At 71.3% G+C, this 23,955-nt stretch carries 20 protein-coding genes, 1 tRNA gene, 1 pseudogene and 1 riboswitch; of the genes and pseudogenes, 10 read left to right on the top strand and 12 right to left on the bottom strand.

The genetic code is table 11. The features are described from left to right. Positions 1-163 precede the first annotated feature (163 nt). The gene (locus tag MMR14E_RS23025; protein WP_331317500.1) at positions 164-2,773 is read left to right on the top strand and encodes a sensor histidine kinase; all 2,610 of its coding nucleotides are present in this window, start codon (positions 164-166) and stop codon (positions 2,771-2,773) included. 37 nt (positions 2,774-2,810) lie between these two features. Then, the gene (locus MMR14E_RS23020) at positions 2,811-4,160 is read left to right on the top strand and encodes an MFS transporter (RefSeq protein ID WP_331317498.1); all 1,350 of its coding nucleotides are present in this window, start codon (positions 2,811-2,813) and stop codon (positions 4,158-4,160) included. On the opposite strand, the pseudogene MMR14E_RS23015 reads toward MMR14E_RS23020, so the two are convergent. Next, positions 4,087-5,067 (bottom strand): annotated as a pseudogene (locus tag MMR14E_RS23015) (adenylate/guanylate cyclase domain-containing protein); the annotation flags it as partial. The gene MMR14E_RS23020 and the pseudogene MMR14E_RS23015 sit on opposite strands and share 74 nt — an antisense overlap. A 287-nt stretch (positions 5,068-5,354) precedes the next feature. Here MMR14E_RS23015 and MMR14E_RS23010 point away from each other — a divergent pair. Next, on the top strand, positions 5,355-6,194 hold the full coding sequence (locus tag MMR14E_RS23010) for an aldo/keto reductase (protein WP_331317496.1): 840 nt from the start codon (positions 5,355-5,357) through the stop codon (positions 6,192-6,194). Between the two features lie 13 nt (positions 6,195-6,207). On the opposite strand, the gene MMR14E_RS23005 is transcribed toward MMR14E_RS23010, so the two are convergent. The 3 genes from MMR14E_RS23005 to MMR14E_RS22995 form a co-directional block, all read right to left on the bottom strand. Continuing rightward, positions 6,208-7,758: a sensor domain-containing diguanylate cyclase gene (locus MMR14E_RS23005; protein ID WP_331317494.1), complete on the bottom strand. Its 1,551-nt coding sequence runs from the start codon at positions 7,756-7,758 to the stop codon at positions 6,208-6,210. Between the two features lie 274 nt (positions 7,759-8,032). Beyond that, a complete protein-coding gene (locus MMR14E_RS23000) occupies positions 8,033-10,219 on the bottom strand; it encodes a transglycosylase domain-containing protein (RefSeq protein WP_331317493.1) in 2,187 nt (728 codons plus the stop codon). Positions 10,220-10,410: 191 nt separating this feature from the next. Further along, positions 10,411-11,340, bottom strand: coding sequence for a LysR family transcriptional regulator (locus tag MMR14E_RS22995; protein ID WP_331317492.1), 930 nt, complete (start codon positions 11,338-11,340; stop codon positions 10,411-10,413). A gap of 96 nt (positions 11,341-11,436) precedes the next feature. On the opposite strand from MMR14E_RS22995, the gene MMR14E_RS22990 reads away from it, so the two are divergent. Both MMR14E_RS22990 and MMR14E_RS22985 read left to right on the top strand, forming a co-directional pair. After that, positions 11,437-11,655 carry a hypothetical protein gene (locus MMR14E_RS22990; RefSeq protein WP_331317490.1) on the top strand — a complete coding sequence of 73 codons (219 nt, stop codon included), beginning with the start codon at positions 11,437-11,439 and terminating at the stop codon, positions 11,653-11,655. Positions 11,656-11,659: 4 nt separating this feature from the next. Continuing rightward, on the top strand, positions 11,660-12,376 hold the full coding sequence (locus MMR14E_RS22985) for a YoaK family protein (RefSeq protein WP_331317489.1): 717 nt from the start codon (positions 11,660-11,662) through the stop codon (positions 12,374-12,376). Between the two features lie 19 nt (positions 12,377-12,395). On the opposite strand, the gene MMR14E_RS22980 is transcribed toward MMR14E_RS22985, so the two are convergent. Further along, positions 12,396-12,779: an ATP-dependent helicase gene (locus tag MMR14E_RS22980; RefSeq protein WP_331317488.1), complete on the bottom strand. Its 384-nt coding sequence runs from the start codon at positions 12,777-12,779 to the stop codon at positions 12,396-12,398. 184 nt (positions 12,780-12,963) lie between these two features. On the opposite strand from MMR14E_RS22980, the gene MMR14E_RS22975 reads away from it, so the two are divergent. Further along, positions 12,964-13,482, top strand: coding sequence for a hypothetical protein (locus tag MMR14E_RS22975; RefSeq protein WP_331317487.1), 519 nt, complete (start codon positions 12,964-12,966; stop codon positions 13,480-13,482). A 115-nt stretch (positions 13,483-13,597) separates the two neighbouring features. Then, positions 13,598-13,843, top strand: a complete 246-nt coding sequence (locus MMR14E_RS22970; protein WP_331317486.1) for a pilus assembly protein PilZ — start codon at positions 13,598-13,600, stop codon at positions 13,841-13,843. A 6-nt stretch (positions 13,844-13,849) separates the two neighbouring features. Here the strand turns inward: MMR14E_RS22970 and MMR14E_RS22965 are convergent, their stop codons facing one another. The 3 genes from MMR14E_RS22965 to MMR14E_RS22955 form a co-directional block, all read right to left on the bottom strand. Next, positions 13,850-14,920 carry an acyltransferase family protein gene (locus MMR14E_RS22965; protein ID WP_331317484.1) on the bottom strand — a complete coding sequence of 357 codons (1,071 nt, stop codon included), beginning with the start codon at positions 14,918-14,920 and terminating at the stop codon, positions 13,850-13,852. Between the two features lie 116 nt (positions 14,921-15,036). Beyond that, positions 15,037-15,411, bottom strand: coding sequence for a restriction endonuclease (locus tag MMR14E_RS22960; RefSeq protein WP_331317482.1), 375 nt, complete (start codon positions 15,409-15,411; stop codon positions 15,037-15,039). A gap of 15 nt (positions 15,412-15,426) precedes the next feature. Beyond that, complete coding sequence (locus MMR14E_RS22955) at positions 15,427-16,257, bottom strand: alpha/beta hydrolase (protein WP_331317481.1); 831 nt, start codon at positions 16,255-16,257, stop codon at positions 15,427-15,429. 104 nt (positions 16,258-16,361) lie between these two features. Further along, positions 16,362-16,467, top strand: a riboswitch (TPP riboswitch). A gap of 71 nt (positions 16,468-16,538) precedes the next feature. On the opposite strand from MMR14E_RS22955, the gene thiC reads away from it, so the two are divergent. After that, on the top strand, positions 16,539-18,425 hold the full coding sequence (thiC, locus tag MMR14E_RS22950; protein ID WP_091680898.1) for a phosphomethylpyrimidine synthase ThiC: 1,887 nt from the start codon (positions 16,539-16,541) through the stop codon (positions 18,423-18,425). Positions 18,426-18,447: 22 nt separating this feature from the next. Here thiC and MMR14E_RS22945 read toward each other — a convergent pair whose 3' ends face one another. Continuing rightward, the gene (locus MMR14E_RS22945) at positions 18,448-18,984 is read right to left on the bottom strand and encodes a TY-Chap domain-containing protein (protein WP_331317479.1); all 537 of its coding nucleotides are present in this window, start codon (positions 18,982-18,984) and stop codon (positions 18,448-18,450) included. 236 nt (positions 18,985-19,220) lie between these two features. Between MMR14E_RS22945 and MMR14E_RS22940 the strand changes: the two genes are divergently transcribed. Beyond that, complete coding sequence (locus MMR14E_RS22940; RefSeq protein WP_331317477.1) at positions 19,221-19,559, top strand: hypothetical protein; 339 nt, start codon at positions 19,221-19,223, stop codon at positions 19,557-19,559. A gap of 10 nt (positions 19,560-19,569) precedes the next feature. Here MMR14E_RS22940 and MMR14E_RS22935 read toward each other — a convergent pair whose 3' ends face one another. Both MMR14E_RS22935 and MMR14E_RS22930 read right to left on the bottom strand, forming a co-directional pair. Continuing rightward, the gene (locus MMR14E_RS22935) at positions 19,570-20,394 is read right to left on the bottom strand and encodes a class II glutamine amidotransferase (RefSeq protein WP_331317475.1); all 825 of its coding nucleotides are present in this window, start codon (positions 20,392-20,394) and stop codon (positions 19,570-19,572) included. Positions 20,395-20,512: 118 nt separating this feature from the next. Then, on the bottom strand, positions 20,513-22,282 hold the full coding sequence (locus tag MMR14E_RS22930; protein ID WP_331317474.1) for an N-acetylglutaminylglutamine amidotransferase: 1,770 nt from the start codon (positions 22,280-22,282) through the stop codon (positions 20,513-20,515). A gap of 250 nt (positions 22,283-22,532) precedes the next feature. Between MMR14E_RS22930 and MMR14E_RS22925 the strand changes: the two genes are divergently transcribed. Continuing rightward, positions 22,533-22,607 (top strand) — tRNA-Gly (locus MMR14E_RS22925). A gap of 424 nt (positions 22,608-23,031) precedes the next feature. Here the strand turns inward: MMR14E_RS22925 and MMR14E_RS22920 are convergent. Beyond that, entirely contained in the window at positions 23,032-23,940 is a 909-nt protein-coding gene (locus MMR14E_RS22920) for a LysR family transcriptional regulator (RefSeq protein ID WP_331317472.1), read from the bottom strand. Positions 23,941-23,955: the final 15 nt, after the last annotated feature.

The following is a 23,955-nucleotide window of genomic DNA, read 5'->3' as shown; positions in this document are numbered from 1 at the left end:
GTTCCCCTTCCGGGGCGATTCCGCCGCACTGTAGAGTGCGGGCGAATCTTAGATCGATGGGGCTGCGGCGCTTCGGGAGAATCGCCGCGGGAACGGTGCCTTCTGCGCCGCGCGGCGACGCGCGCCGGTCGGACAGCCATCGGGTACGGGGGCGGGGCAAACCATGGGTGTCGGTCGTGCGACACACGTTCGGATCGGCGTGGGCGCGCTCGCCCTGACGACGGCGAGCGCGGCCCTGGCCGAGCTGCCGGAGGCCACCGCCGCGCATCCCGCGCGGGAGATCCACAGCGTGGCCGCGCTGGCGATCTTCGGCGGCCTCGTGGCCTTCGCGGTGATCCTGTCGCTCCTGCACCTCTACGAACGCGGGCGGTGGACCCGGCGCGAGCGCGAGCTCGCCGGGACCCTCGACGTCCTGCGCGGCGCCCACGACCGGGCCGAGATGCTGCTCAACGCCGAGCGGCAGATCCTCGTCACCTGGGACCAGCGCAGCGAGCCGGTCGTCGAGGGCGACATCAGCCTCGCCATCCACGGCGAGCGGCCGACCTCCGGCTACGCCCGCCGCGTGCTGGCCTTCGGGACCTGGCTCGTCGCCGCCGACGCGACCGCCGTGGAAGCCGCCGTCGAGACCCTGCGGGCGCGCGGCACCAGCTTCGCGCTGAGCCTGCGGACCCAGACCGGACGCAGCGTCGAGGCGCACGGTCAGGCCGTGGCGGGGCGGGCACTCCTGCGCCTGCGCGAGACCAGCCAGGAGCGCTGCGAGATCGCCGACCTGCGCGCGACCCTGGACGAGACCCGCCGCGGGCTGTCGGCCCTGTCGGGGCTCCTCGACGCGATCCCGCAGCCGGTCTGGCGGCGTAACCGCGACGGCGGGCTGAGCTGGGTCAACGCCGCCTACGTGGCGGCGGTCGAGGCGGAGAGCCGCGAGGCCGCCCTCGACGCCGGCCTGGAGCTGTTCGACCGGCCGGCCCGGGAGACGATCGCCCGCGAGGAGGCGGCCCGGTCCGCCGGCCTGACCCGGAGCGTCCCGCGCCTCTCGGCCATCGTGGCCGGCAACCGGCGGATGCTCGACGTGTTCGAGACCGGGCTGGAGACCGGCCGCGTCGGGATCGCCATCGACGTGTCGGAGCTCGAGAGCGTGCGCGCCGATCTGCAGCGGCAGATGAACGCCAACGTCCGGACCCTGGACCAGCTGCCGACCGCGGTCGCGATGTTCGACGTCTCGCAGCGGCTGATCTTCCACAACGCCGCCTACCGGCAGCTCTGGGACCTCGACCAGGCCTTCCTCGACGGCCGCCCCTCCGACGGCGAGATCCTCGACCACCTGCGGTCGGAGCGCAAGCTCGAGGAGCACGCGGATTTCCGCGGCTGGAAGCAGGGCGTCCTGTCCGCCTACCGGGCCGCTGAGGCGAACCAGACCTGGTGGTACCTGCCCGACGGGCGGACCTTGCGCGTGGTCGCGGATCCGAACCCGCAGGGCGGCCTGACCTACCTTTTCGACGACGTCTCCGACCGCCTGAACGCCGAGTCGCGCTACAACGCCCTGCGCCGCCTGCAGGCCGAGACCCTGGACACGCTGGCCGAGCCGGTGGCCGTGTTCGGCGCGGACGGGCGCCTGTCCCTCGCCAACTGCGCCTTCTTCACCGTGTGGCGGCTCGACCCGGAGATGGTCGAGGAGCGCCCGCACGTCGACGCGGTGATCGCCGCCTGCCGGGCGCTCGCCCCGGCCGAGGAGCCGTGGCTCGACATCCGCGACGCGGTGGTCGGCCTCGAATCGCGCACCGCCCGGACGTGCCGCCTGGAGGTGGTCGACGGCACCGTCCTCGACTGCGCCGCGCAGCCGCTCCCGGAGGGCGCGACGCTCCTGACCCTGATCGACGTCACGGCGAGCGTGAACGTCGAGCGGGCGCTCACCGAGAAGAACGACGCCTTGGAGAAGGCCGCGCAGCTGCGCGACACCTTCGTGCACCACGTCTCCTACGAGCTGCGCTCCCCGCTCACCAACATCATCGGCTTCACCCAGCTCCTCGGCGACGAGACCGTCGGGGCGCTCAACGAGCGGCAGCGCGAGTACGCCGACCACATCATGCGCTCCTCGGCGGCGCTGCTCGTCATCATCAACGACATCCTCGACCTCGCCTCGATCGACGCCGGGTCGCTGGAGCTGCAGCGCGAGGAGGTCGACGTCCAGGCCACCGTCGAGGCCGCGGTGCGCGGCATCGAGGACCGCCTCGCGGAATCGCACATCACCCTCGCCCTCGACATGCCGGAGGATATCGGCAGCGTCCACGCCGACGGGAAGCGGGTGCGCCAGATCCTGTTCAACCTGCTCTCGAACGCCGTCGGCTTCTCGGATGCCGGCCAGCGGGTGGAGGTCCATGCCCGCCGGACCGCGCAGGAGCTCGTCCTGAGCGTACGCGACCACGGCCGGGGCATGCCGCCCGAGATCGCCGATTCGGTGTTCAACCGGTTCGAGAGCCACACCCTCGGCACGCGCCACCGGGGCGTCGGCCTGGGCCTGTCGATCGTGCGCTCCTTCGTCGAGCTGCACGGCGGCCGGGTCCTGCTGGAGACGGCGCCGGGCACCGGCACCCGGGTCACCTGCACGTTCCCGACCGACGTTGGGGGCGCGGCCCGAAGCGAATTGCCCGAACCCAGGCCGCCCGTCCTGCCACCGCCGCCGCCTCCACCGCCCCCGCTGCCCCGCAAGCCCACCCTGACGCTGCAGTCGAGCCGGCCGGAGCCGCCGGCATCCGACCGGAGAACGTCGCCGTAGCGCTTGATTCTTCGGTCGGTCCCGCGCAGCAGGGGGCATGTCCGCGCATGATCGTTCCGGCTGGGCCGTCTTCGGCATCGGTGACTTCCGCCTGTTCGGCTCGGCCCGGTTCCTCACGGGCCTCGCCTACCAGATGCAGGCGGTGGCGATCGGCTGGTACGTCTACGACCTGACCCACTCCGCCCTGGCGCTGGGTCTCGTGGGCCTCGCGGGCTTCCTGCCGGCGGTGCTGTGTGCCCTGGTCACCGGCCACGTCGCGGACGCCTACGACCGGCGCCTCGTCGGCGCGGCCGCCTTCGCGCTGCAGAGCGCCGCGAGCCTCGGCCTCCTCGCCTGCGCCCTCACGGGCGTGCACACCGTCTGGCCGATCTACGCCCTCGTCATCGTCGTCGGTACGGCCCGGGCCTTCGCCAACCCGGCCCTCCAGGCGCTGCTGCCGACCCTGGTGCCCGGACCGCAATTCAGCTCGGCGATCGCGTGGAACGCCTCCCTCTGGCAGAGCGCGTCGGTGATGGGGCCGGCGCTCGGCGGCTTCCTCTACGCCCTCGGACCCGCCGTCGTGTTCGGCGGGGCAGGGGGCAGCTTCGCCCTGGCGAGCCTCCTGACCCTGCTGATCCGCTTCCGGCCGGCGGCGGTGAGCGAGCGGCCGCCGATCACCTGGGCCGCGCTCTCGGCCGGGATCGACTACATCCGCTCCCAGCCGGTGGTGCTCGGGGCGATCAGCCTCGACCTGTTCACGGTGCTGCTCGGCGGCGCCACGGCGCTGCTGCCGATCTACGCGGCGGAGGTGCTGCATGTCGGCCCGCTCGGCCTCGGCGCGCTCCGGAGCATGCCGGCCTTCGGAGCGGTCGCCACGGCGGTGCTGCTGGCGAACTACCCCCTGCGGCGCCACGCGGGGGTGCGCATGCTGCGGGCCGCCGCGGTGTTCGGCGCCGCCACGGTCGCGTTCGGGCTGTCGACGTCGCTGCCGCTGTCGATGGCCTGCCTGTTCGTCACGGGGGCGGCCGACATGATCTCGGTCTACGTGCGCCAGACCTTCGTGCAGGGCGAGACGCCGGACGCGATGCGCGGCCGCGTCTCGGCGGTCAACACGGTGTTCATCGGCGCCTCGAACGAGCTCGGCGAGTTCGAATCGGGGTTGCTCGCCGCCGCGATCGGCGCGGTCCCGGCGGCGGGCATCCGCACGGAGCACGAGGCGACATCGCCCGCGGAGGCCAGCGAGAAGCTCTCGAAGGGCATGACCGTGCTGATCCGCGAGGGCTCGGTCTGCAAGGACCTGCATGCCCTCGCGCCCATCCTGACCGAGCGGNCGCACCGCGGCCGCGGAGCGCGTGGGCGCCGAGGGACCGCGCGCGCACGCCGGCCGGGAGGCGCGGCAGGCGGTTGAGAAGGTCCTGCGAGATCAGGATGCCGACGCCGAGCGGCCGGCACAGGGCCTCGATGCGCGACGTCACGTTCACGGCGTCGCCGAAATACGCGATCTTGTGGCGGTCGACCCCGACCTCGGCCGTGACCACCGAGCCGCCGTGCAGCGCCGCCCGCAGCCGCGGGACCGTGCCGAACCGGGCTTGCCAGGCCGCAGCGTCAGCCTCGATCCGGTCGAGCACCTCGAACACGCAGGTCACGCAGCGCGCGTCCTTCAGGCCGCGGGCCATCGGCCACGTCACCATGGCGAGGTCGCCGACGTAGTCGTCCACCGAGCCGCCGTTGCGCCGCACGGGCTCGGCCAGCGTGGCGAACACCGCGCTCAGGTACTCCTGGGCCCGCAGGTCGCCGTGGGTCTCCGCGAAGGCCGTGGAGCCGACCACGTCGAGGAACAGGAAGACCCGCTCCTCCGCCACCGGCTTGTGGTAGCGGCCGATCATGAAGTTCACGAACACCTCGCCGCCGATCAGGTCGCGCATCCGGATGACGAAGACCAGCAGGCCCGAGACGGCCAGGGCGTAGGCAAGGACCCGTGCGGTCATGCGGGTCGCGGTCGTGAGGTCGTCCGGTGTCAGCGCGAAGGCCCAGACCAGGAGGCCGCCCAGCGCGTTGCCCGCCATGATCATCAGCACGTAGGCGAGTTCCGCGGCCAGCACGTAGAGCCAGGCCGGCAGCCGCCGGATCCGCGCCTGGAGACCGGCCAGGATCAGCCCGCGGTCGAAGGCCAGCACCGTGGCGCCCATGCAGAGGCCGTAGGTGAAGCCGGCGAGGGGCGAGGCGCCGGCGGCGAAGATGATGTTGTAGAGCAAGCCCGCGCCGGCCGCTGCCAGCAGGATCAGACCCCAGAATATCCGGTGGGCCGGCAGCATCGACGCATCTCCAGCATGGCCAGCCGACGGACCGTGCGCGGGTCCGGGTGACGCGTGGCCCTGCGCGGCGGTGCTGCGCGGGCTCGGCAGGCCCGCGCCGCCGGACTCGAGGCATGGGCCTAAAGTTTAGCGCCGCGGAAGGCCGCGTGCCATTGCTCAACGCCCCAACATGGCGCGAGTAAGGCGTGCCGGGTTGTTGCGCGGCCGAGCCGTGATACGTCGGCGGCCGGGGACACGACCGGACCGCCGCCTGCAACCCCCTGCGACAGCGAAGAGGGAGCGCTGCCATGTACGCCAGGAGCTTCGGCGCGACGCGCGTCTCTGTGCCGGTCATCGGCCAGGGCACGTGGCACATCGACAGTTCGGACCGGACGGACGCGATCCGGGCGCTGCGGGCCGGGATCGACGCCGGCATGACCCATGTCGACACCGCGGAGATGTACGGCGACGCGGAGGCGATCGTCGCCGCCGCCGTCGCGGATTGCCGCGAGGAAGTGTTCCTCGTCTCGAAGGTGGTGCCGGGCAACGCGACGCGCCGGGGCGTCGCGCGGGCCTGCGAGGCCTCGCTCCGGCGGCTGCGGACGGACCGGCTGGATTGCTACCTGCTGCACTGGCCGGGCCAGCACCCGCTGGAGGAGACGGTCGCGGGGTTCGAGGACCTGCGCCGGGCGGGCAAGATCCTGTCCTGGGGCGTCAGCAACTTCGACGTCGAGGACCTCGACCGCCTCCTCGCCATCGCGGGGCCGGACCGGATCGCCTGCAATCAGGTCCTCTACCACCTGAATGAGCGGGCCATCGAGCACGCGGTGCTGCCCTGGTGCGAGAAGCACGGTGTCGCGATGGTCGGCTACTCGCCCTTCGGCAGCGGCGACTTCCCCGATCCGGCCAGCGCCGGCGGCCGCGTCCTGGCGGGCATCGCGCAGAACCACGGCACGTCGCCCTACGCGGTCGCCCTCGCCTACCTGACCCGGCTGCCAGGGACGTTCACGATCCCCAAGACCGGGCGCCCGGGCCGGGCCGTCGAGAATGCCGGCGCGGCGGACCTGCACCTGGGCGCGGCCGAGCTCGCCCTGATCGACGCGCATTTCCCGCGCGGGCCGCGCCCCCGGATGCTGCCGATGCTCTGAGCGGCGTGCCGGCTCAAGCCGGCAGCGCCAGAGGCACCGGATCGACCGGCGCGGCGGCGCGGACCCGGTTGCGGCCGGCCTTCTTGGCCGCGTAGAGGGCCGCGTCCGCCGCCGTGAACAGGCCTTCGGGCGGATCGCCGCCGCCCGGATCGGCGCTGGCGATGCCGATGCTGACGGTGGCGCTGCCCCCGACCTCCGGAGCGTGGGGGATGCGGAGGTTCACCACGGCGCGGCGGATGCGCTCCGCCGCCACGCTGGCGGCCGTCGCGTCGAGGCCGGGAAGAAGGGCGACGAATTCCTCGCCGCCGATCCGGAAGCTGAGCCCGGTGGTGTCGAGGGTCCGCTGCAGGCAGCCTGCGACCGCCCTGAGCACCTCGTCGCCGCGCTGGTGGCCGAAGCGATCGTTGAACTGCTTGAAGTGGTCGGCATCGACGATCATCAGCGCCAGGGGCGTCCGGAGCTGGGCGGCCCGCTTCCACTCCACGGCGAAGTGCTCGTCGTAGCTGCGCCGGTTCGGCAGGCCTGTCAGGCCGTCGGTCCGGGCGAGAACCGCGAGCGCGGCGTTGGCCTCGCGGGTAGAGGCCTCCGCGGCCACGTGGCGCCCGACCTCCCGGTGCAGCAGGACCGTCAGGCCGAAGGAGAGGCCGCAGAGGCACAGGATCAGGACGCCGACGATCGCCGCCTTGTAGATCCAGACGCCGCGGATGCTGTCGACATCCGTCGCCACCGTCACGATCAGCGGCAGGTCCTCGAGATCGGCGAAGCTGTAGACACGCTCCACGCCGTCGAGGAACGAGCGACCCTGGAACTCGCCGCGCGGCTTGGACCGGTACATCTGGTAGCCGGGGCTCGTGCTGATGCTGTGACCGAGCGCCTGCGGCCGCGCGGGCGCCCGGATCAGGAGCGTCCCGTCCCGATGGAAGACGTTCAGAGCGATGCCGTCGTCGAAGTGCAGGCGCTCGAACAGGGCCTGGAAATGGGCGAGCTTGATCGACCCGGAAACAATCCCGCCGAACGCGCCGTCGGGCGTCTGGATTCGCCGGGTCATGCGGATGATCGGCTCCCCGGTCAGGAGGGATTCGGTCGGTCCGGACAGGATCAGGCCCGCATCCGGGTCCGCACGGTGGATCTGGAAGTCCGGCAGGGCACTCAGGTTGGGCCGGGTCCGCACGCCGGGATCGCTCGTCAGCCGGACGTCGCCGGCCGCGTCCGTGACGGCGATCGGGCCGAGGCCGGATCCCGCCGCGGCGGTGTCGAACAGGGCCAGGCGCCGCAGATCCGGGCCCAGGGCCGCGATGTCGGCGCGGCTCGCGAGCCGTGCGGAGCTCTGCAGGGAGAGGTCGTAGATCCTCAGGCTGTGACCGACGCCCTCCTCGATCACCGCCAGGAGGTTCCCGGCGTTGCGGCGCGCGTTGTGCCAGGCGATGTCGCGCAGGTCGAGGCAGAGATAGGCGCCGAGCAGTGCCAGGCAGGCCAGCAGGCATGTGCCGCCCGCCGCGATCAGGCGCGAGGCGCGATCGTCGAGATGGGCTCGGATCGCTGTGGCGGTCGCGCGCAGGAGCATCGGCTCGATCGGGCTGTCGCCGACCGCGCCATTGCGGTCGACGGACTCAGTGTCGACCCGATCTTACGGCGGCGAAGATTGAAAAAGGGGTTATTAGCAGCATTAAGAAGCGCCGAATTGCCATCAATACAAATGCAGCCCGGCACGCCTGTCAGTGCAGACGCGCCTCGGACCGGAACGCGACCGTCGTCGGGCTGAGAAAGGACGGCGCGCGCCGCGGGCGGACTCATGCCCGTGACGCGCGCCGTCGCGTGACCCCGTCGCAGGCGGACCGTCAGTCCCCGATGCCGAACAGCTTCTCGATGAAGTTGCGGTCATCCTTCTGGCCGCGCCGCGCCGGTGCGGCCTGGCGCGGCGCGGGCGCATCAGGCTCACCGAGGATCTGACCCAGGAGACCACCCGGGCCGGCCGGGGCGGCGCTCGCGACCGAGGCGGTCGTCTCCGGCTGCCGGCGCCAGCGATTGAGGCCCGGGAGCGGGACCGGTGTCTGTCCCTTCAGCGCCTGGGTCATGTAGGTCTTCCAGATCTCCGCCGGCAGGTTGCCGCCAGTGACCTTCTTGGTGAGTTCGCCGTCGTCGTTGCCGAGCCAGACCCCGGTCACGAGGCTGCCCGAGAAGCCCATGAACCACGCGTCGCGGTAATCCTGGGTGGTGCCGCTCTTGCCGGCGAGATCCCATCCCGGGATGTCGGCCTTCTTGCCGGTGCCGCTCACGAAGGTCTCGTGCATCATGGCGTTCATCATGCCATCGGCATTGGCGTCGATGACCCGACCCAGACCGTTGTCGGAGCGCTTGTAGAGCACCTTCCCGTCCTGGCTCTTCACGGCGGTGACCACGTAGGGGATCACGCCGATGCCGCCGTTGGCGAAGGCTCCGTAGGCGCCGACCATCTCCAGGAGCGTGACCTCGGACGTGCCGAGGGCGATGGAGCCATTGGCCTGAAGCGGCGAGGTGATGCCGAGCCGCTGTGCGGTCTGGACCACGGTCTTCGGCCCGACCTCCTGGCCGAGGCGCACCGCGACGGTGTTGAGCGACTGGGCGAGCGCCGTCCGCAGGGTGACGGGCCCCTCGTAGCGGTGGGAGTAGTTCTCCGGCGCCCAGTTGCCGATCCGGATCGGCGCGTCCTCCCGGACCGTGTCGGGCGTGGCGCCGTGCTCGACGGCGGCGAGGTACACGAAGGGCTTGAACGAGGAGCCGGGCTGGCGCTTGGCGGTCGTGGCCCGGTTGAACTGGCTCTGCGCGTAGTCGCGGCCGCCGATCAGGGCGCGGATGGCGCCGTCGGGCCGCATCGAGACCAGCGCCCCCTGGCTGACGTTGTAGCGCGTGCCCTTGGCGTTGAGCTCGTCGGTGAGCGCCTTCTCGGCGGCGGCCTGGAGGCCGGGATCGACCGTGGTCTGGACCGTGATGTCGGTGTCGAACTTGCCGACGTAGTCGTCGAGCACGTCCATGACGAGGTCGGCGACGTAGTTGGCCGACCCGCCGCCGCGGGCGTTGGCGGGCCTGGCCGGCTGGGCGAGCGCCACCTTGACGTCCTGTGCCGACGCGAAGCCCAGCTCCTGCATGGCGGCGAGCACCTGCGCGGCGCGGGCCTGGGCGGCCGGGAGGTTGCGGTTCGGGGCGAGGCGCGAGGGCGCCTGCACGAGGCCGCCGAGCATCGCGGCCTGCGCGAGGCTCACCTCCTTGGCGGGCTTGCCGAAGTAGCGCTGCGCCGCCGCCTCGACCCCGTAGGCGCCGGCGCCGAAGTAGACGCGGTTCAGGTAGAGTTCGAGGATCTCGTCCTTGGTGTACTTGTGCTCGAGCCAGAGCGCGAGGATCGCCTCCTGGATCTTGCGCGACGCGGAGCGCTCCGGTGTCAGGAACAGATTCTTGGCGAGCTGCTGGGTGAGGGTCGAGCCGCCCTGCGCAACGCCGCGCCGGGTCAGGTTCTGGCCGATGGCGCGCAGGATGCCGACCGGATCGACGCCGAAATGCTGGTAGAAGCGCCGATCCTCGATCGCCACGAAAGCGCGCGGCAGGTAGGGCGGCAGCTCCTTGATCGACACGACCCGACCGCCGGTCTCGCCGCGGTTGGCGAGCAGGGAACCGTCGCTGGCCAGGATGGCGATGTTGGGCGGCCGCTTCGGCACCGCCAGCTGGTCGATCGGCGGCAATTGCGACGCGTGGTAGGCGATGAGGCCGGCGAGGCCGATCACACCCCAGAGGCCGAGGACGACGGTCCCGTAGACGATGCGGCCGAGCCAGGAGCGGCGGCGTCGGCCGCGCCCCGAGGCCTTCGCCCGCCCCGTAGTCCGCGCCGGCGCCTTGCCCGGCTGCCGCGCCCCGCCGCCCGCTCGCTTCGCCACGCCGTCTCCTGCCCCGGGACGGTCCTCGCGGGTCAGGCGCAGGTCGAGTTCGCCGCGGTCCCGCGCGCGCCCCTCGGGCACGTCGAAATTCGGCTCAATCCTGCCCCGACCCTTGGCCATGCATCCCGTCTTCGACTGTTCCGCCACGACGCGCGTCCGTCAGGCACGCCGCGGAACGGTTTCCGCACGCCAAATGCGGCGGTTTCGCGCCCCGTCCGGAAACGACGCGGGGGCCGGCGGCACCGGCCATCCTTGTCGAAACCGTCTGTGACCGCTTCGCGGTACGGTGCGGAAAAAGGCTGGCCAATCCGTTAAGGAACGCGCCGATCCGTCCGGAGAGTGGCCGGACCCCGAGCTTCGGGACGGCGCGCGACTAGCGCGCCGCCCTGCAATTCGCGCGTGCTCGCCAGGATCGCCTCCTGCAGCGCGGTGGCCGCCGCGTGGTGGCGCCCCGGACCGAGCACGACGAACTCGACCGCGCCGAGCGGGGGCAGAGCGGCCGCCTCGGGGAGCGCGGCGAGGCCCGGCGGCATGACCTTGGCCGAGTGCGGCGCGACGCCGAGCCCCGCTTCGACGGCGGCCCGCAACCCCATCAGGCTGCTACTGGTGCAGGCGACCCGCCAGGATCGGCCTACCGCCGCGAGGGCGTCGAGCGCCAGGGTGCGGGTCATCGAGGGCGGCGGGTAGAGCACCAGGGGCAAGGGTTTGTCGGGATCCGGAACGGCGCCGGGGCGGCCTGCCCAGATCAGGTCCTCCGCCCAGGCCAGGGTCCCACGCGGATCGCCGCGACGGCGCTTGCAGAAGATCACGTCGAGCTCGCCCGCGTCGTAGCCCTGGTAGAGAGTTCGGCTCAGCCCGACCGTGATCTGGAGATCGACCGCGTTGTGCCGATCGGCGAAGCCGGCCAGGACCTTCGCCAGGGTCGACAGGGTGTAGTCCTCGGAAACGCCGAGGCGGATGCGTCCGCGCAGGCCGCCCGGCGAGAAGAAGGCGCGCAGCCGGTCCTGCGCCTCCACCACGTCGCGGGCGAAGCCGATCAGGACCTGACCGTCCGGCGTCGGGGCGACCCGGTGCGTGTCGCGCGTCAGGAGCGCGCGCCCGAGAGCCCGCTCCAGACGCGCGATGTGCCCGCTGACCGTCGATTGCCGCAGACCGAGCGTCTGGGCCGCTGCCGTGAAGCTGCTGCTCTCGACGACGGCCAGGAACGAGCGCAGCAGCTCGATGTTCGGATTGCCTATCATGGTTCACGATAACCGATATCGGTAACCCTGGGACGCCGCGCGGCGTTAGGGTCCCGGACAGACCCGTCCCTGAGCCGCGCCGCGAAGCCCCGTCCGATGTCCGCACCCGTGATCATGACCACGCTGTTCGTCGGCGGCCTCGTGGCGATACCGACGCTCGGGAGATGGGCGACGCAGGTCACCGAGGTGCTCGCCTCGCTGCTGGCGACCGCCACCGTCCTGGTCGTGATCCTGTACCTCTGCGATCGCTGGCCGGGCTACTTCGCGAACCCGCAGGTGCCGGTCGGCCTGACGGCGACACCGTTCGGCGACTGAGCCGATGACCCGTCCCGCGCGATCGCAGACCGTGGGGCGCGACCGCACCGCGGGCGCCGCCCTGGCCTTCGTCGCCGGATTCGTCGACGCGGCGGCCTTCATCGCCCTGACCGGTCTCTTCACCGCCCACGTGACCGGCAACTTCGTCCTGATCGGCGCCGAGCTGGTCGCGAGCTCCGGCGGCATGGTGGCCAAGCTCCTGGCGCTGCCCGTCTTCGTCGGGGCGGTGGCGGGCGCGCGGGTTCTGGCCCTGGCGCTGGAACGGCGGGCGCTCGACCCGCTGCCCTGGCTGCTCGCGGTCGAGGTGGCCCTGCTCGCAGGGTTCGGGCTGTGCGGCACCGCGTGGTCGCCCCTCGGCGCGGCGGACAGTGCCGCGTCCATCGCGGTCGGCATGCTGGCGGTCGCGGCCATGGGCCTGCAGAACGCTATCGGCCGCCTGTCCCTCGGCCATCTCGCACCCACGACGGTCATGACGGTGAGCGTCAGCCAAGCCGTCATCGACGCGACCGACATCCTTCTGTGCAGCGGCGAGCAGCGCGATCAGACCCGGAAGCGATTCCTGCGCGTGCTCCCTGCGATCGCGGCCTTCGCCATCGGTGCGCTCGTCGGCGCCTTCGGGATCGCGCACCTCGCCTTCGGCAGCCTCGTCCTGCCGCTCGGCGTCCTGACGGCCCTGATCGTCCAGGCCGGAGCGCCCGGCGGCGCCGGCGCCGCGCCGTGAGGCGCCGGCGCCNACGGCCTCACCGCTCGGCCGGCGGTTTGGTGGACGGCTCGCCGAGCACCCGCCGGGCCTCGGTGAGCAGCACCGCGTGGCGCGCCGCCGGCGGACCGGAATCCGGCGTCTCGCGGCCGAGCCGGGCGATGCGCGCCCGGAACAGGCGCCGGCGCAGGCCGAACCGGCGAAGGCTCATCACCAGCGCCTGAAGCACGAGGCGGACGGCCTCCGTCCGTTCGCGCTCCTCGACGATCGCCGCCGCGAGCGCGGCCTCGCGGCGGAGCGCGGCCTCGAGCTCCTCCCGGACAGCGGCGCGGGACCCCTCGTCCCTGCGCGCCGCGTCGAGCTGGATCCGGCATTCCTGCAGCGCGCTGAGCAGCAGAAGCTCCTGCGCGGACGCATCCCTCATCAAGGCCTCCAGGGGCGCCGTCACCCGTCCGACGACGGGGCGTTCCGCCCGATCACCGTCGCGCCGGTCGCGGACCGGCCCGCGCGCATCCTCGTGCGACGCCATAGCGAGCGCGGCCGCTGGCCGGAAGCCGCCGACCGGATTATTCGGCACCCGCACCGCAAACCACGGGGGAATCGGGGACGTGCAGATTCGGATCGCTCTGGCCTTCGGGGCCATCACGCTGGGAGGGGGCGCGCTCGCACCCGCCCCGGCCCAGGCCTACCAGCTCGACACGGTGAACTTGGTCGGCTGCGCGCAAGAGGGCGGCGTCTGCCGGATGCCCTACCCCACCAACGTCTATTACGGCGTGCCCGGCCGGACGAACGGTCGGCCGTTCCCGCAGGGCGGCGTCGTGCCCTGCAACACCCAGACCTTCGGCGATCCGGCACCGGGCCAGGCGAAGAGTTGCTGGTACGCGCCGCGCGTCAACGTCGGCGGCGGGGGCGGTGGCTACGGTGGTGGAGGCGGGAATTCCGGCGGCAACGGTTACGGCGGCGGGGGCTACGGCGGCGGGGGCGGCTACCGGAACGACGGGTACGACGACCGGCGCGACTCCTACCGCGACCGGCGCGACTACGATCGCCCGCCGGTGCGCCGCCCCTACGACGACGATTATGGTCCGGGACCGCGGCGCTACCGGGGCGATCCGGACGAGTACTGATCTCGGCCGAGCAGGGCAGGCACGGGAACGTATTTGCCCTGTTAACCGCCATCCGGCATCGTCCGGCTCCGCGAGGCCCGTGTCCGCGGAGCCGCTCGATCGGATGGAGGAGCTGATGACGGAGAATCGCCGCGGCGCTTTCCGCAAGAACGCCTTCACCTTCGGCGCGGTGCTGCTCGACGGCGGCGAGGTGAGCTGCTTGGTCTGGGACGCCACCGACGTGGGCGCGCAGATCGAGGTCGAGGACGATCAGGCCGTGCCGGACCGCTTCCCGCTGCGCGTGAGCGCCGGCACCGAACCGCGCCCGGCCACCGTGGCGTGGCGGCGCAGCCGGCGGATCGGCATCGCCTTCGAGGGCTGAGCCCCTTCAGGTCGCCTGCAGGGCCGGGCGTGGCCGGGAGCCCGACCCGACGAGCCGGAACCAGCGCGGCCGCACGAACAGGCAGTCGAGCACCGTTCCGCGGACCAGTCGCTCCAGCGCCAGGGGCAGCATCACCGCCACTGCTATGACCGTCAGGCTCGCGAGGCCGATATCGGCGATCGCGCCGGTGCGCACGAGGACCTCGCGGGTCGCCGCCATCGGCAGCGAGAAGGCGAGGTAGATCACGATCGAGCGCTGGCCGCAGGTCCGGACCGCCTCGGCGACCGGGCCGCCGGCGCGGCCGATCAGGGAAGCCGCCACGACGATCGCGAGGGCACCGGCGGCGCCGAGGGCGAGGCTCACCAGTGGCAGGCTGGCCAGCGTCGGGTGCTCCGGCAGGCCCGATGGAGTGAGCGCGAGCCAGCCCTCCAGGATCGCCCAGGCGGCGAGGCCGAGCAGGGCGAGCGGGACGCGGCGGCGCGCCGCGTCCGCGAGCGCGAAGATCCGCCCGGCGAACAGGTAGCCCGCGACGAAGTACACGTAGCGGGCGCAGAACTCCTCGATCAGCGTCGAGTCGCTGCGGATGTCGGCGATCTGCAGCAGGGCGGCGCCGGCGAGGAGCACGCCGCCGGGCACCCGGCGCAGGGCCTTCGTGACGACCGAGAACACCGCCAGCAGGTAGATAAACCAGAGGCTGGAATAGGGCTCAATCAGCGCGTGGGCGAGGTGCGCCGCGAAGGCCGCGGGACCGGCATCGCCGACGATCTTGCCGTACTTCGCGGCCGACTGGATCACCAGCCAGAGCAGATAGAAATAGGCGAAGTGGACGACCCGACGGTCGGAGAACAGGCGCCAGTCGCGGTCGATCACCCGCCCGACGAACAGTCCGGAGAGCAGGAAGAAGTCCGGGATGCGGAACGGCTTCGCGAAGGCGACGACCGGGTGGAGGAAGCCCTCGCCGCCCATGGCCTCGCCGGTGCCGATGACCGAATGCATCATGACGACCAGGAGGATGCAGATCCCCTTGGCGATATCGACCCAGGCGAGCCGATCTCCCGTATCCCCGACCCCGGCCATCGTCCGAACCCTTGCGATCGGGGCGATCCTGGACCGGTTCGGGTTGACGGCAAGGAACGGGGCGGCGGCCACCTGCGGATGTGACGAACGCCCGGTAAACGCCGGCCGGGCAGGTGTCAGATCCTGCGGCGCGCCGACTTCCGGTCGCGGGTCATGCGCGTGGCGGCGTGGAAGTCGTCGGGCTTGCCGCGGACCCAGACGAGGAAGCGCGCGATCTCCGGATCGGCACGCAGGGCCTCGACGTCGGCGAGGCGCTTGGCGATCTCCGCCTCGCTGTAGCGGGCGTGGATCGCCGAGTGGCAGATCTGGTGCAGCCGGACCGTGCCGCGGTGGGTCCCGCCCTTCAGCTTCGGCGTGAGGTGATGGAGGCTGGAGCGGGCGCGGCGCGGGATCGGGCGCTCGCAGAGAGGGCAGACCGGGTCCGGCGGGCCCGGGACGCCCGGCGCGTCCGGATCCTCGGCGCTCCAGCGCTGCGAGCGCCGTCCGACCACGCGAGCCTCCCTCTCCTACCCCTCCTGGTCCATCGGCTGCGGACAGGCCGCACCGACGCGCGGCCCGAACAGCGCCTCGGCCTCGCGATCCCGGCTCCCCAGGATGGAGACGTGGTCCCCCGGGATCACGTCGATCCGGGCCCGCGGGCCGGCCGCCGCGGCGAGGTTCCGCGCCAGCTCGGCCGGCACCACCGGATCGTCGGAACCCTGCACGATCAGCACCGGCGCGGTCCCGTCGCGGATGCGCAGGTCCGAGCGGTACGTGTCGCGCAGGAGCCAGATCGGGGCTAGCGGGACATGCAGCCGCACGGTGTGGGTCATCGAGTCGAAGGGCGCCTCCAGGTACAGTCCGATCGCCGGAACCCGTTCGGCGACCGCGACGGCCACGGCGGCCCCGAGGGAATGGCCGTGCAGCAGGATCGGCGCGCCGGGCGCCCGCGCCCGCGCGGCCTCGGCGGCCGCCAGCCCGTCGCGGATCAGCCCGTCCTCGCTGGGGCTGCCGGTGGATCCGGGATAGCCGCGATAGGCCACGGTGAGCACGCCCCAGCCGCGGGCCCGCCAGGGCTCCGCGGCGAAGCGGGCCGCGTGCGGCTCGGGGCGGGACCCGTTGCCGTGGAAGCTCACGACGACACCACAGCCCGGCCGCGGCGGCCGCCACAGCCCGTGCAGGGTCTCGCCGTCGGGGGTCGCGACCGTGATGGTCGCGAGGCCCGACGGGATCGTCCACGGGTTCTGCGGGCCGAAGGCGCCCGGATAGAGGAAACGGCGCTGCCCGAGCGCGAGCGCGGCGCAGGCCAGACCGCAGAGGAGGAGCGCGGCGAGCAGGAGGCCGGCGATGAGGCGCATGCGCGGGGCAGGAGAACGTGTGCGTTCGGACGAACGGTTTCCGGGATGTGTTCTCTAGGGCGGCCGGGCAGCATTGACAAAGCCGTCCGCGGGCCCGAGTCTGGAACCGTTCCGAGGGGGGCCCTGCAGAGGGCTGAGATTGGGCACGCTGCCCTGACCCTTGAACCTGATCCGGCTCATACCGGCGGAGGGACGGGAACCTGCGGTCGCCACTCGCGCGATCTCATCTCATCTCGGCCATCGCGTGGACCGGACCGCTCCAGCACGAGGAGAGGCCCACGATGAACGCACCCGTTCTCCCGAAGGACGTGAAAGGCAGCCCCGAGACCGTGACCACGGGTCCGGTGACCGGATCGCGCAAGGCCTACGCGAACCCGGCCGGGCGGCCGGACATCCGCGTCCCCTACCGCGAGATCGTCCTCTCCGATCCGAAGGAGGAGCCGGTGCGGGTCTACGATCCGTCGGGCCCCTACACCGAGACCGATGCCCGCATCGATCTCAATGCCGGCCTCCCCGGCGTGCGCGAGCCCTGGGTCGCGGCCCGCGGCTACGCGGCCGTCGCGCCGCGCGCGGTGAAGCCCGAGGATAACGGCTTCGCGGGCGACAAGCTCGTGGCCCCCTGCCCCGCCGAGCGGACTATCCGCAAGGCGGCCCCGGGCCAGATGGTGACCCAGTACGAGTTCGCCCGCGCGGGGATCATCACCGAGGAGATGATCTACGTCGCCCACCGCGAGAACGTCTGCCGCGAGGCGATGCTCGCGGGCGCCGAGGCCGCGCTCGCCGACGGCCAGAGCTTCGGGGCCTCGGTCCCGCCCTTCATCACCCCGGAATTCGTGCGCGACGAGATCGCCCGCGGCCGGGCGATCATCCCGGCCAACATCAACCACACCGAGCTGGAGCCGATGGCGATCGGCCGGAACTTCCTGGTCAAGATCAACGCCAACATCGGCAACTCGGCCGTGACCTCCTCGGCCGCCGACGAGGTCGAGAAGCTCGTCTGGTCGATCCGCTGGGGCGCCGACACGGTCATGGACCTGTCCACCGGCCGCAACATCCACAACATCCGCTCGTGGATCATCCGCAACAGCCCGGTCCCGATCGGCACGGTGCCGATCTACCAGGCGCTGGAGAAGGTCGGCGGCGACCCGCTCAAGCTCGACTGGGAGGTCTTCAAGGACACCCTGATCGAGCAGGCTGAGCAGGGCATCGACTACTTCACCATCCATGCCGGCGTGCGCCTCGCCCACGTGCCGCTGACCGCGCGGCGCGTCACCGGCATCGTCTCGCGCGGCGGCTCGATCATGGCCCGCTGGTGCCTCGCCGGGCACCGGGAATCGTTCCTCTACGAGCGGTTCGACGAGATCTGCGACATCATGCGGGCCTACGACGTGTCGTTCTCCCTGGGCGACGGCCTGCGCCCGGGCTCGATCGCCGACGCCAACGACGCCGCCCAGTTCGGCGAGCTGGAGACGCTGGGCGAATTGACCAAGGTCGCCTGGGACAAGGGCTGCCAGGTGATGATCGAGGGCCCCGGCCACGTGCCGATGCACAAGATCAAGGTCAACATGGAGAAGCAGCTGAAGGAGTGCGGCGAGGCGCCGTTCTACACCCTCGGCCCGCTGACCACCGACATCGCCCCCGGCTACGACCACATCACCTCGGGCATCGGCGCCGCCATGATCGGCTGGTTCGGCACCGCGATGCTCTGCTACGTCACGCCGAAGGAGCATCTCGGCCTGCCGGACCGGGACGACGTGAAGACCGGCGTCATCACCTACAAGATCGCCGCCCACGCCGCCGACCTCGCCAAGGGGCATCCCGCCGCGCAGCTCCGGGACGACGCGCTCAGCCGCGCCCGGTTCGACTTCCGCTGGGAGGACCAGTTCAACCTGGGCCTCGATCCGGATACGGCCCGGCGCTTCCACGACGAGACCCTGCCGAAGGACGCCCACAAGGTCGCACATTTCTGCTCGATGTGCGGGCCGAAATTCTGCTCGATGAAGATCACGCAGGACCTGCGCGCCGAGGTGCTGGCGATGGAGGAGGCCGGCGAGGTCGTGGGCGCGGCGCCCGCGATGTCCAAGGCCGAGGCCGAGGCCGGCATGCGGGCGAAGTCGCAGGAGTTCCTGGCCGAGGGCGGCAAGCTCTACGTCGACGCCGCCGAGTGAGACGGCGGCGCGCCCGGTCCGCTCAGGATTCGGGCGCGCCGCAGCCCCGCCCCGGCGTTCCGCCGCGCGGGGCCTCGATATCGAGAATGTCGCCCGGGCGGGCGCCGTAGGCATCGTGCAGCGCCGCCAGCATCAGATCCGCGGCGATGCCCATGTCGGGCGGCGTTCCCAGCTCCACGAGGCGCGCGAAATTCTCCGCCGGGTCCGCCTGGACGTATCCGAGCGCCGCCAGCGCCTGCCGGGCCGTCGCATCCAGCCGCAGGCGCCTTCGGCCGGGTGGTCCGTAGGTGCCCGACGCGGCCTCGCACAACATGCGCGAATCCCGATCCTGGAAGATGCACTGGACGTAGCGCCGCGCCTGTCCGTGCGGCGCGACGACGATGAAGCGGTCGCGCGAGACGTCGACCGGCCCGCGCCTGTGGATGGCGTCGAGCCGCTCCGCGACGGCGCAGCGGTGCTCGCGGATGAACGGCGCGCGCGTACCCGGATCGCCAGCCGCGGCCGGCGCGGCGAGCGCCGGACTCGTCGCCAGGACGAGCATCGCCGAGATCCTGTGCATCGCGTGCTCCACGCTGCGCGGGGCGGGCCGCGTCCCCGTCGCGGGAAGACGAACCGGCTGGGCGCCGGGTCGATCCAGGAGAAAATTCAGCACGGATTTGTGTCGCCCCGGTAACGCGATGTTCATCGCATCTCCGATGCCGCCGCATCATCCGGTGGACCGGCGGTCGCCATTAAGGAACGATTAGGCAGGCCCGCGCCTCAATCCTTCGATCACAGGATCGCAGGAGACCGGCGATGGAGATCCGAACGCTGACATCCACGACGCCGGGGCCGCAGGGCCTCGACGCGCTCGGAGCGACGGCCGCCGCCGCCGTGACCCAGCAGGCGCCCGAGCCCGAGACCCCTGCCAAGCCGCTCGAGCCGGCGGTGAAGCTCGACATCGGCACGAACGGCGGCAAGGCGCGGTACATCCAGGACCCGGACACCAGCTCGATCGTGTTCCAGGTGGTCGATCCGTCGTCCGGGAACGTGATCGACCAGCTCCCGAGCGAGACCGCGCTGCGCAACCGCGCCTACGATTCCGCCCGCAGCGCGCAGGGCTCCCAGAGCGGCAGCCTCTCCCGCGTCGCCTGAAGGGCGTCGCTCAGGCGCGCAGCCGGCGAACCGAATCGTCGACCGGCGGCGCGGCCAGGCCGAACTGCGCGAGCGACAGGATCTCCACCGGCGCGTCGCGCCGCGCGACGAGCACGCTGTTCTCGGCGACCGTCGTCCAGGTGCCGTGATCCCGGTCGAGCGGCTCCGAGGCGACGACCACGCCGCCCTCCGAGGCGCGGTAATAGAGCGAGTTGGCCTTGTCGTTCGCGGCGTACCGGAACGCGTAGAGATCGCGGCCGTCCGCCAGCGCCGCCGTGAAGCGGAACGGGTGCGGGCCGGCGAGGTCCGTGAGCCGCGCGAGCGCGCGCGCCGTCGCCTCGACCGGAGTGCTGCGCGGGCCCGGTCCCATCAGGCCGCAGCCCAGCAACCCCAGGAAGATCGCCTCGGAATCGGTGGTGCCCGCTCGGGACGGGTAGAGCTCGTCGGGGATCAGCGCCTCGACCGGCCGCCGCAGACGGCTCCAGTCGCCGATATAGCCGTTGTGCATGAACAGCCACGGGCCGCAGGCGAAGGGATGACAGTTCGGACGGGTAATCGGCGTCCCGGTCGCGGCGCGCACGTGGGCGAAGAACAGGTGCGAGTGCAGGTGCCGGCACAGGTAGCGCAGATTGTCGTCCGACCAGGCGGGCTGGACCTCGCGGTAGCGGCCGGGCTCCGGATGATCGCCGTACCAGCCGAGCCCGAACCCGTCGCCGTTCGTCGCCGCGGTCGATTCGAGTGCCGCGATGCTCTGCGAGACGAGGCTGTGGGACGGCTCGGTGACGTAGTGCTCCAGCGGGATGGTGCGTCCCGCATAGGCGATCCAGCGGCACATCGACGGGCTTCTCCGGGTGTCTGTCGACCGGCTGATCCGGGACGATCGTGGACAAAGCGCGGCACCTTGAGCGCGCAGTCGATCACGATCCGTCGCGAAAGGCGTGCCGCGACCCGTCTCAGACGCCGTGCGTCTGGAGCCAGCTCTCCAGGAGGGCCACCTGCCAGAGCTTCGAGTTGCCCTTGGGCGTCAGCGTGCCGTCGGGATCGGCGAGCAGGTGATCGACGTAGGCGCGGTTGAAGATGCCGCGCGCGCGCGCCTCGGGCCGGTCGAGGATATCGCGGACGTAGTCGAGGAACGGGCCGCGGATGTGCTTCAGCGCCGGAACCGGGAAGTACCCCTTCTTGCGGTCGATCACCTCGGCCGGGACGACCGCCCGCGCGGCCTCCTTCAGGATGTACTTGCCGCCGTCCCGGACCTTGAGCTCCGCCGGGATGCGGGCCGCCAGCTCGACGAGTTCGTGGTCGAGGAACGGCACCCGCGCCTCGAGGCCGCAGGCCATCGTCATGTTGTCGACCCGCTTGACCGGGTCGTCGACCATCATGACTTCCTGATCGAGCTGCAGGGTCTTGTCGATGGCGCTGTCGCTCAGCGATCTCGCGAAGAAGTCCGCGATGTAGTCGGTGCTGTGATCGCCGCCCAGCATGTCGGGCATCAGGGCTTCCCGCATCTCGGCGTGGTCGCGGTCGAAATACGCCTTCGCGTAATCGGCGACCGGATCGGTCGAGCCCATCAGCTTCGGGTACCAGTGATAGCCGCCGAACACCTCATCGGCGCCCTGCCCGCTCTGGATCACCGTCACGTGCTTGGCGACCTCCTGGGACAGCAGGAGGAAGGCCACGGCGTCGTGGCTCATCTGCGGTTCCGACATCGCCGCGATGGCCGCGGGCAGCGCCTCCAGCGTCCGTGAGCCATCGACGGCCAGCTTCGTGTGATCGGTGGCGAAGGTTTCGGCGATGATGTCCGAGTACTTGAACTCGTCGCCCTCGACGCCGTTCACCGCGTCGAAGCCCACCGAGAAGGTCTTCAGGCCGCGCTGTCCGCCGCGCGCCAGCAGGGCCACGAGCAGCGAGCTGTCCAGGCCGCCCGAGAGCAGTACCCCCGTCGGGACGTCGGCGACCTGCCGGCGCTCGACGGCTGTGCCGAGGGCCTCGAGGACGGCTTCGCGCCAATCCGCCTCGGTCCGGCCGCGATCGGCCTCGCGCGGGCCGATCGCCAGCGTCCAGTAGGTTGACCTGTGCTGAGTCCCGTCCGGCTCGATCGTCAGGATCGTGGCCGGTGCCAGCTTGCGGACGCCCTTGAGGATGGTGAGCGGAGCCGGGACGCCCGCGTGCCAGCTCATGTAGTGGTGGAGCGCGACGGGATCGATCGCGGTATCGACGTCTCCGGCGGCGAGCAGGGCCGGAAGCGACGAGGCGAAGCGGAACCGGCCCTTCGTCTCGCTGTAGTAGAGCGGCTTCACGCCGAGCCTGTCGCGCGCCAGCACGACCCGCCCGGAATCCCGCTCCAGGATGGCGAAGGCGAACATGCCGGCGAAGCGCTCGACGCAGGCATGTCCCCAGGCGTGATAGGCCTTGAGCACCACCTCGGTGTCGCTCGTCGAGAAGAAGCCGTAGCCCATCTCCGCGAGCTCAGCGCGCAGGGCGCTGAAATTGTAGATGCAGCCGTTGAACACGATCGCGAGTCCGAGGGCCGGATCGACCATGGGCTGCTGGCCGGCCTCGGACAGGTCGATGATCTTCAGCCTGCGATGGCCGAAGACGACCCGGCCGGAACCGAAGAGCCCCGCGGCGTCGGGGCCGCGCGGCCGCAGGCACCCCATCATCGCGTCGACGGCGGCGGGGTCAGCCGGCCGGTCGAAGCAGATCTCGCCGCAGATTCCACACATGATGCCAGCAGGGTCTCGGTCCGGCGCGTTGCGCGCGCCGCCGAGCGAAACGGTCCGCGCGCCGCGGCGTTCCGACGATCCCGCCCGGACGGCGCGCCGGTCATCCACACGTCGGACCCCGCTTGCCGCGGCGCGAAGGTGCGCTTGGCGTTTGACGCCGTCGTCGTCGAACTGCTAAACCACGACCGTACATGGGCGGACGGCGCCACTCGGAGTTCGAGTTCCGCGCCAGTTCGTGCCGGCCATGTCGGCGGGCGTAGTTCAGTGGTAGAACGTCAGCTTCCCAAGCTGAATGTCGTCGGTTCGATCCCGATCGCCCGCTCCAGTCAAAACCCTGACCCGGCTGCTCTTCTTCGAGACCTGATCGGACGCGGTGTTCCCCGCCGCTCCCCGAAACCACTCGGAATCCCATCCGAGTCGGACGAAGCCTCGGACTCTGACACCCCTTCCTCAACATCGGCTCTGATCTCGGACCGAATGACGAGATCGGCTGCGGACTCAGGTTGGATCGACCGAGACGCCGCCCTGAGTCGACCGCCCCGTTCGGGGCCAGCCTATATCGGCTGACAGCAGCCGTTATCCGGGAAACAGACAGGCTGCTCGGTGCCCCTCGCGGTCGAGAATCATCGGAAACGTCCGTCGCCGAGAGCGGACGTGATCAGTCCATAGTTCGAACCGCCGCCCTCTTCAGCGGCAACTGAACGGACGTCGGCGATGTCGGATGCTTTCGCAGACCAGATTCCGACGCGTTACGGCCGCGGAGAAGCGCCGACGACCGTCGTGAGGTAGCTCTCGATACCGTGCGCGAGGCCGTCAATGAACGCATTGGCCAGCCGCGACGGCTCGCGGTGGTTGGGTACGACCAGGGTCACCCCGACATCGATCGGCGGCACGAAGGGCCGGGCGACGATTCCGTTGGCCAGAAGATTGATCGCCGAGAAAGGGTCCGTGATCGTCAGGCCAAGTCCTTCGAGCACGAACGAGCACGCGATCGCCGAGAGGGGAGTCTCGATCCTCTGGTAGCTGGCCGCTGGACCCAACGCGCTCTCGACCTTGTGCCGGAAAAGGCTGCCCTTCCCGAGAAGGATGATTCGCTCGTTGACGAGATCGTCGGCGGAGATCCGGTCTCGATCGGCCAGACGATGGTCGCGCCGCAGGATCACGACAGCCGAAGCCGGGATCGGGGTGAGGCTGAGGGACGGCCTCTCCACCGGATGCGCCGCGAAGCCCAGGTCGAACTGTCCGCCGGCCACACGCTCCAGCACCAGATGGGAGGGAATTCCGTCGAGCAGGATCGACAAATCCGGGTGCTGCCGTACGAAGGCGGCAATGTAATGGGGCAGAAATCCGAGCGCCATCGCGGGATGCGCGGCGATCCGCAACGACCCTCTCTCGAGATTGCGCAGGTCGTTGGCCCGTTTCTCAATGGATTCGAGGCCGAGATAGGTGCGCTCGACTTCTGAAAAGAGTTCGACCGCCTCAGCCGTCGGGGTGATTTGATTGCCGCGCCGATGGAACAGGACGAGGTCCAGCGTCGCCTCGAGATCCTTGATCAAGCGACTGACCGCGGGCTGAGTGATGTGCAGGGTTTCGGCGGCAGCCGTCATGCCGCCTGTCAGCATCACGGCGCGGAACGCTTCGATCTGGCGGGCCTGCATGCGCATCGTTCGATA

The sequence above is a fragment of the Methylobacterium mesophilicum genome, from assembly GCF_036441335.1.
GTDB classification, from domain to species: Bacteria; Pseudomonadota; Alphaproteobacteria; order Rhizobiales; family Beijerinckiaceae; genus Methylobacterium; species Methylobacterium mesophilicum_B.
This window is presented reverse-complemented; position numbering and strand designations above follow the sequence as displayed.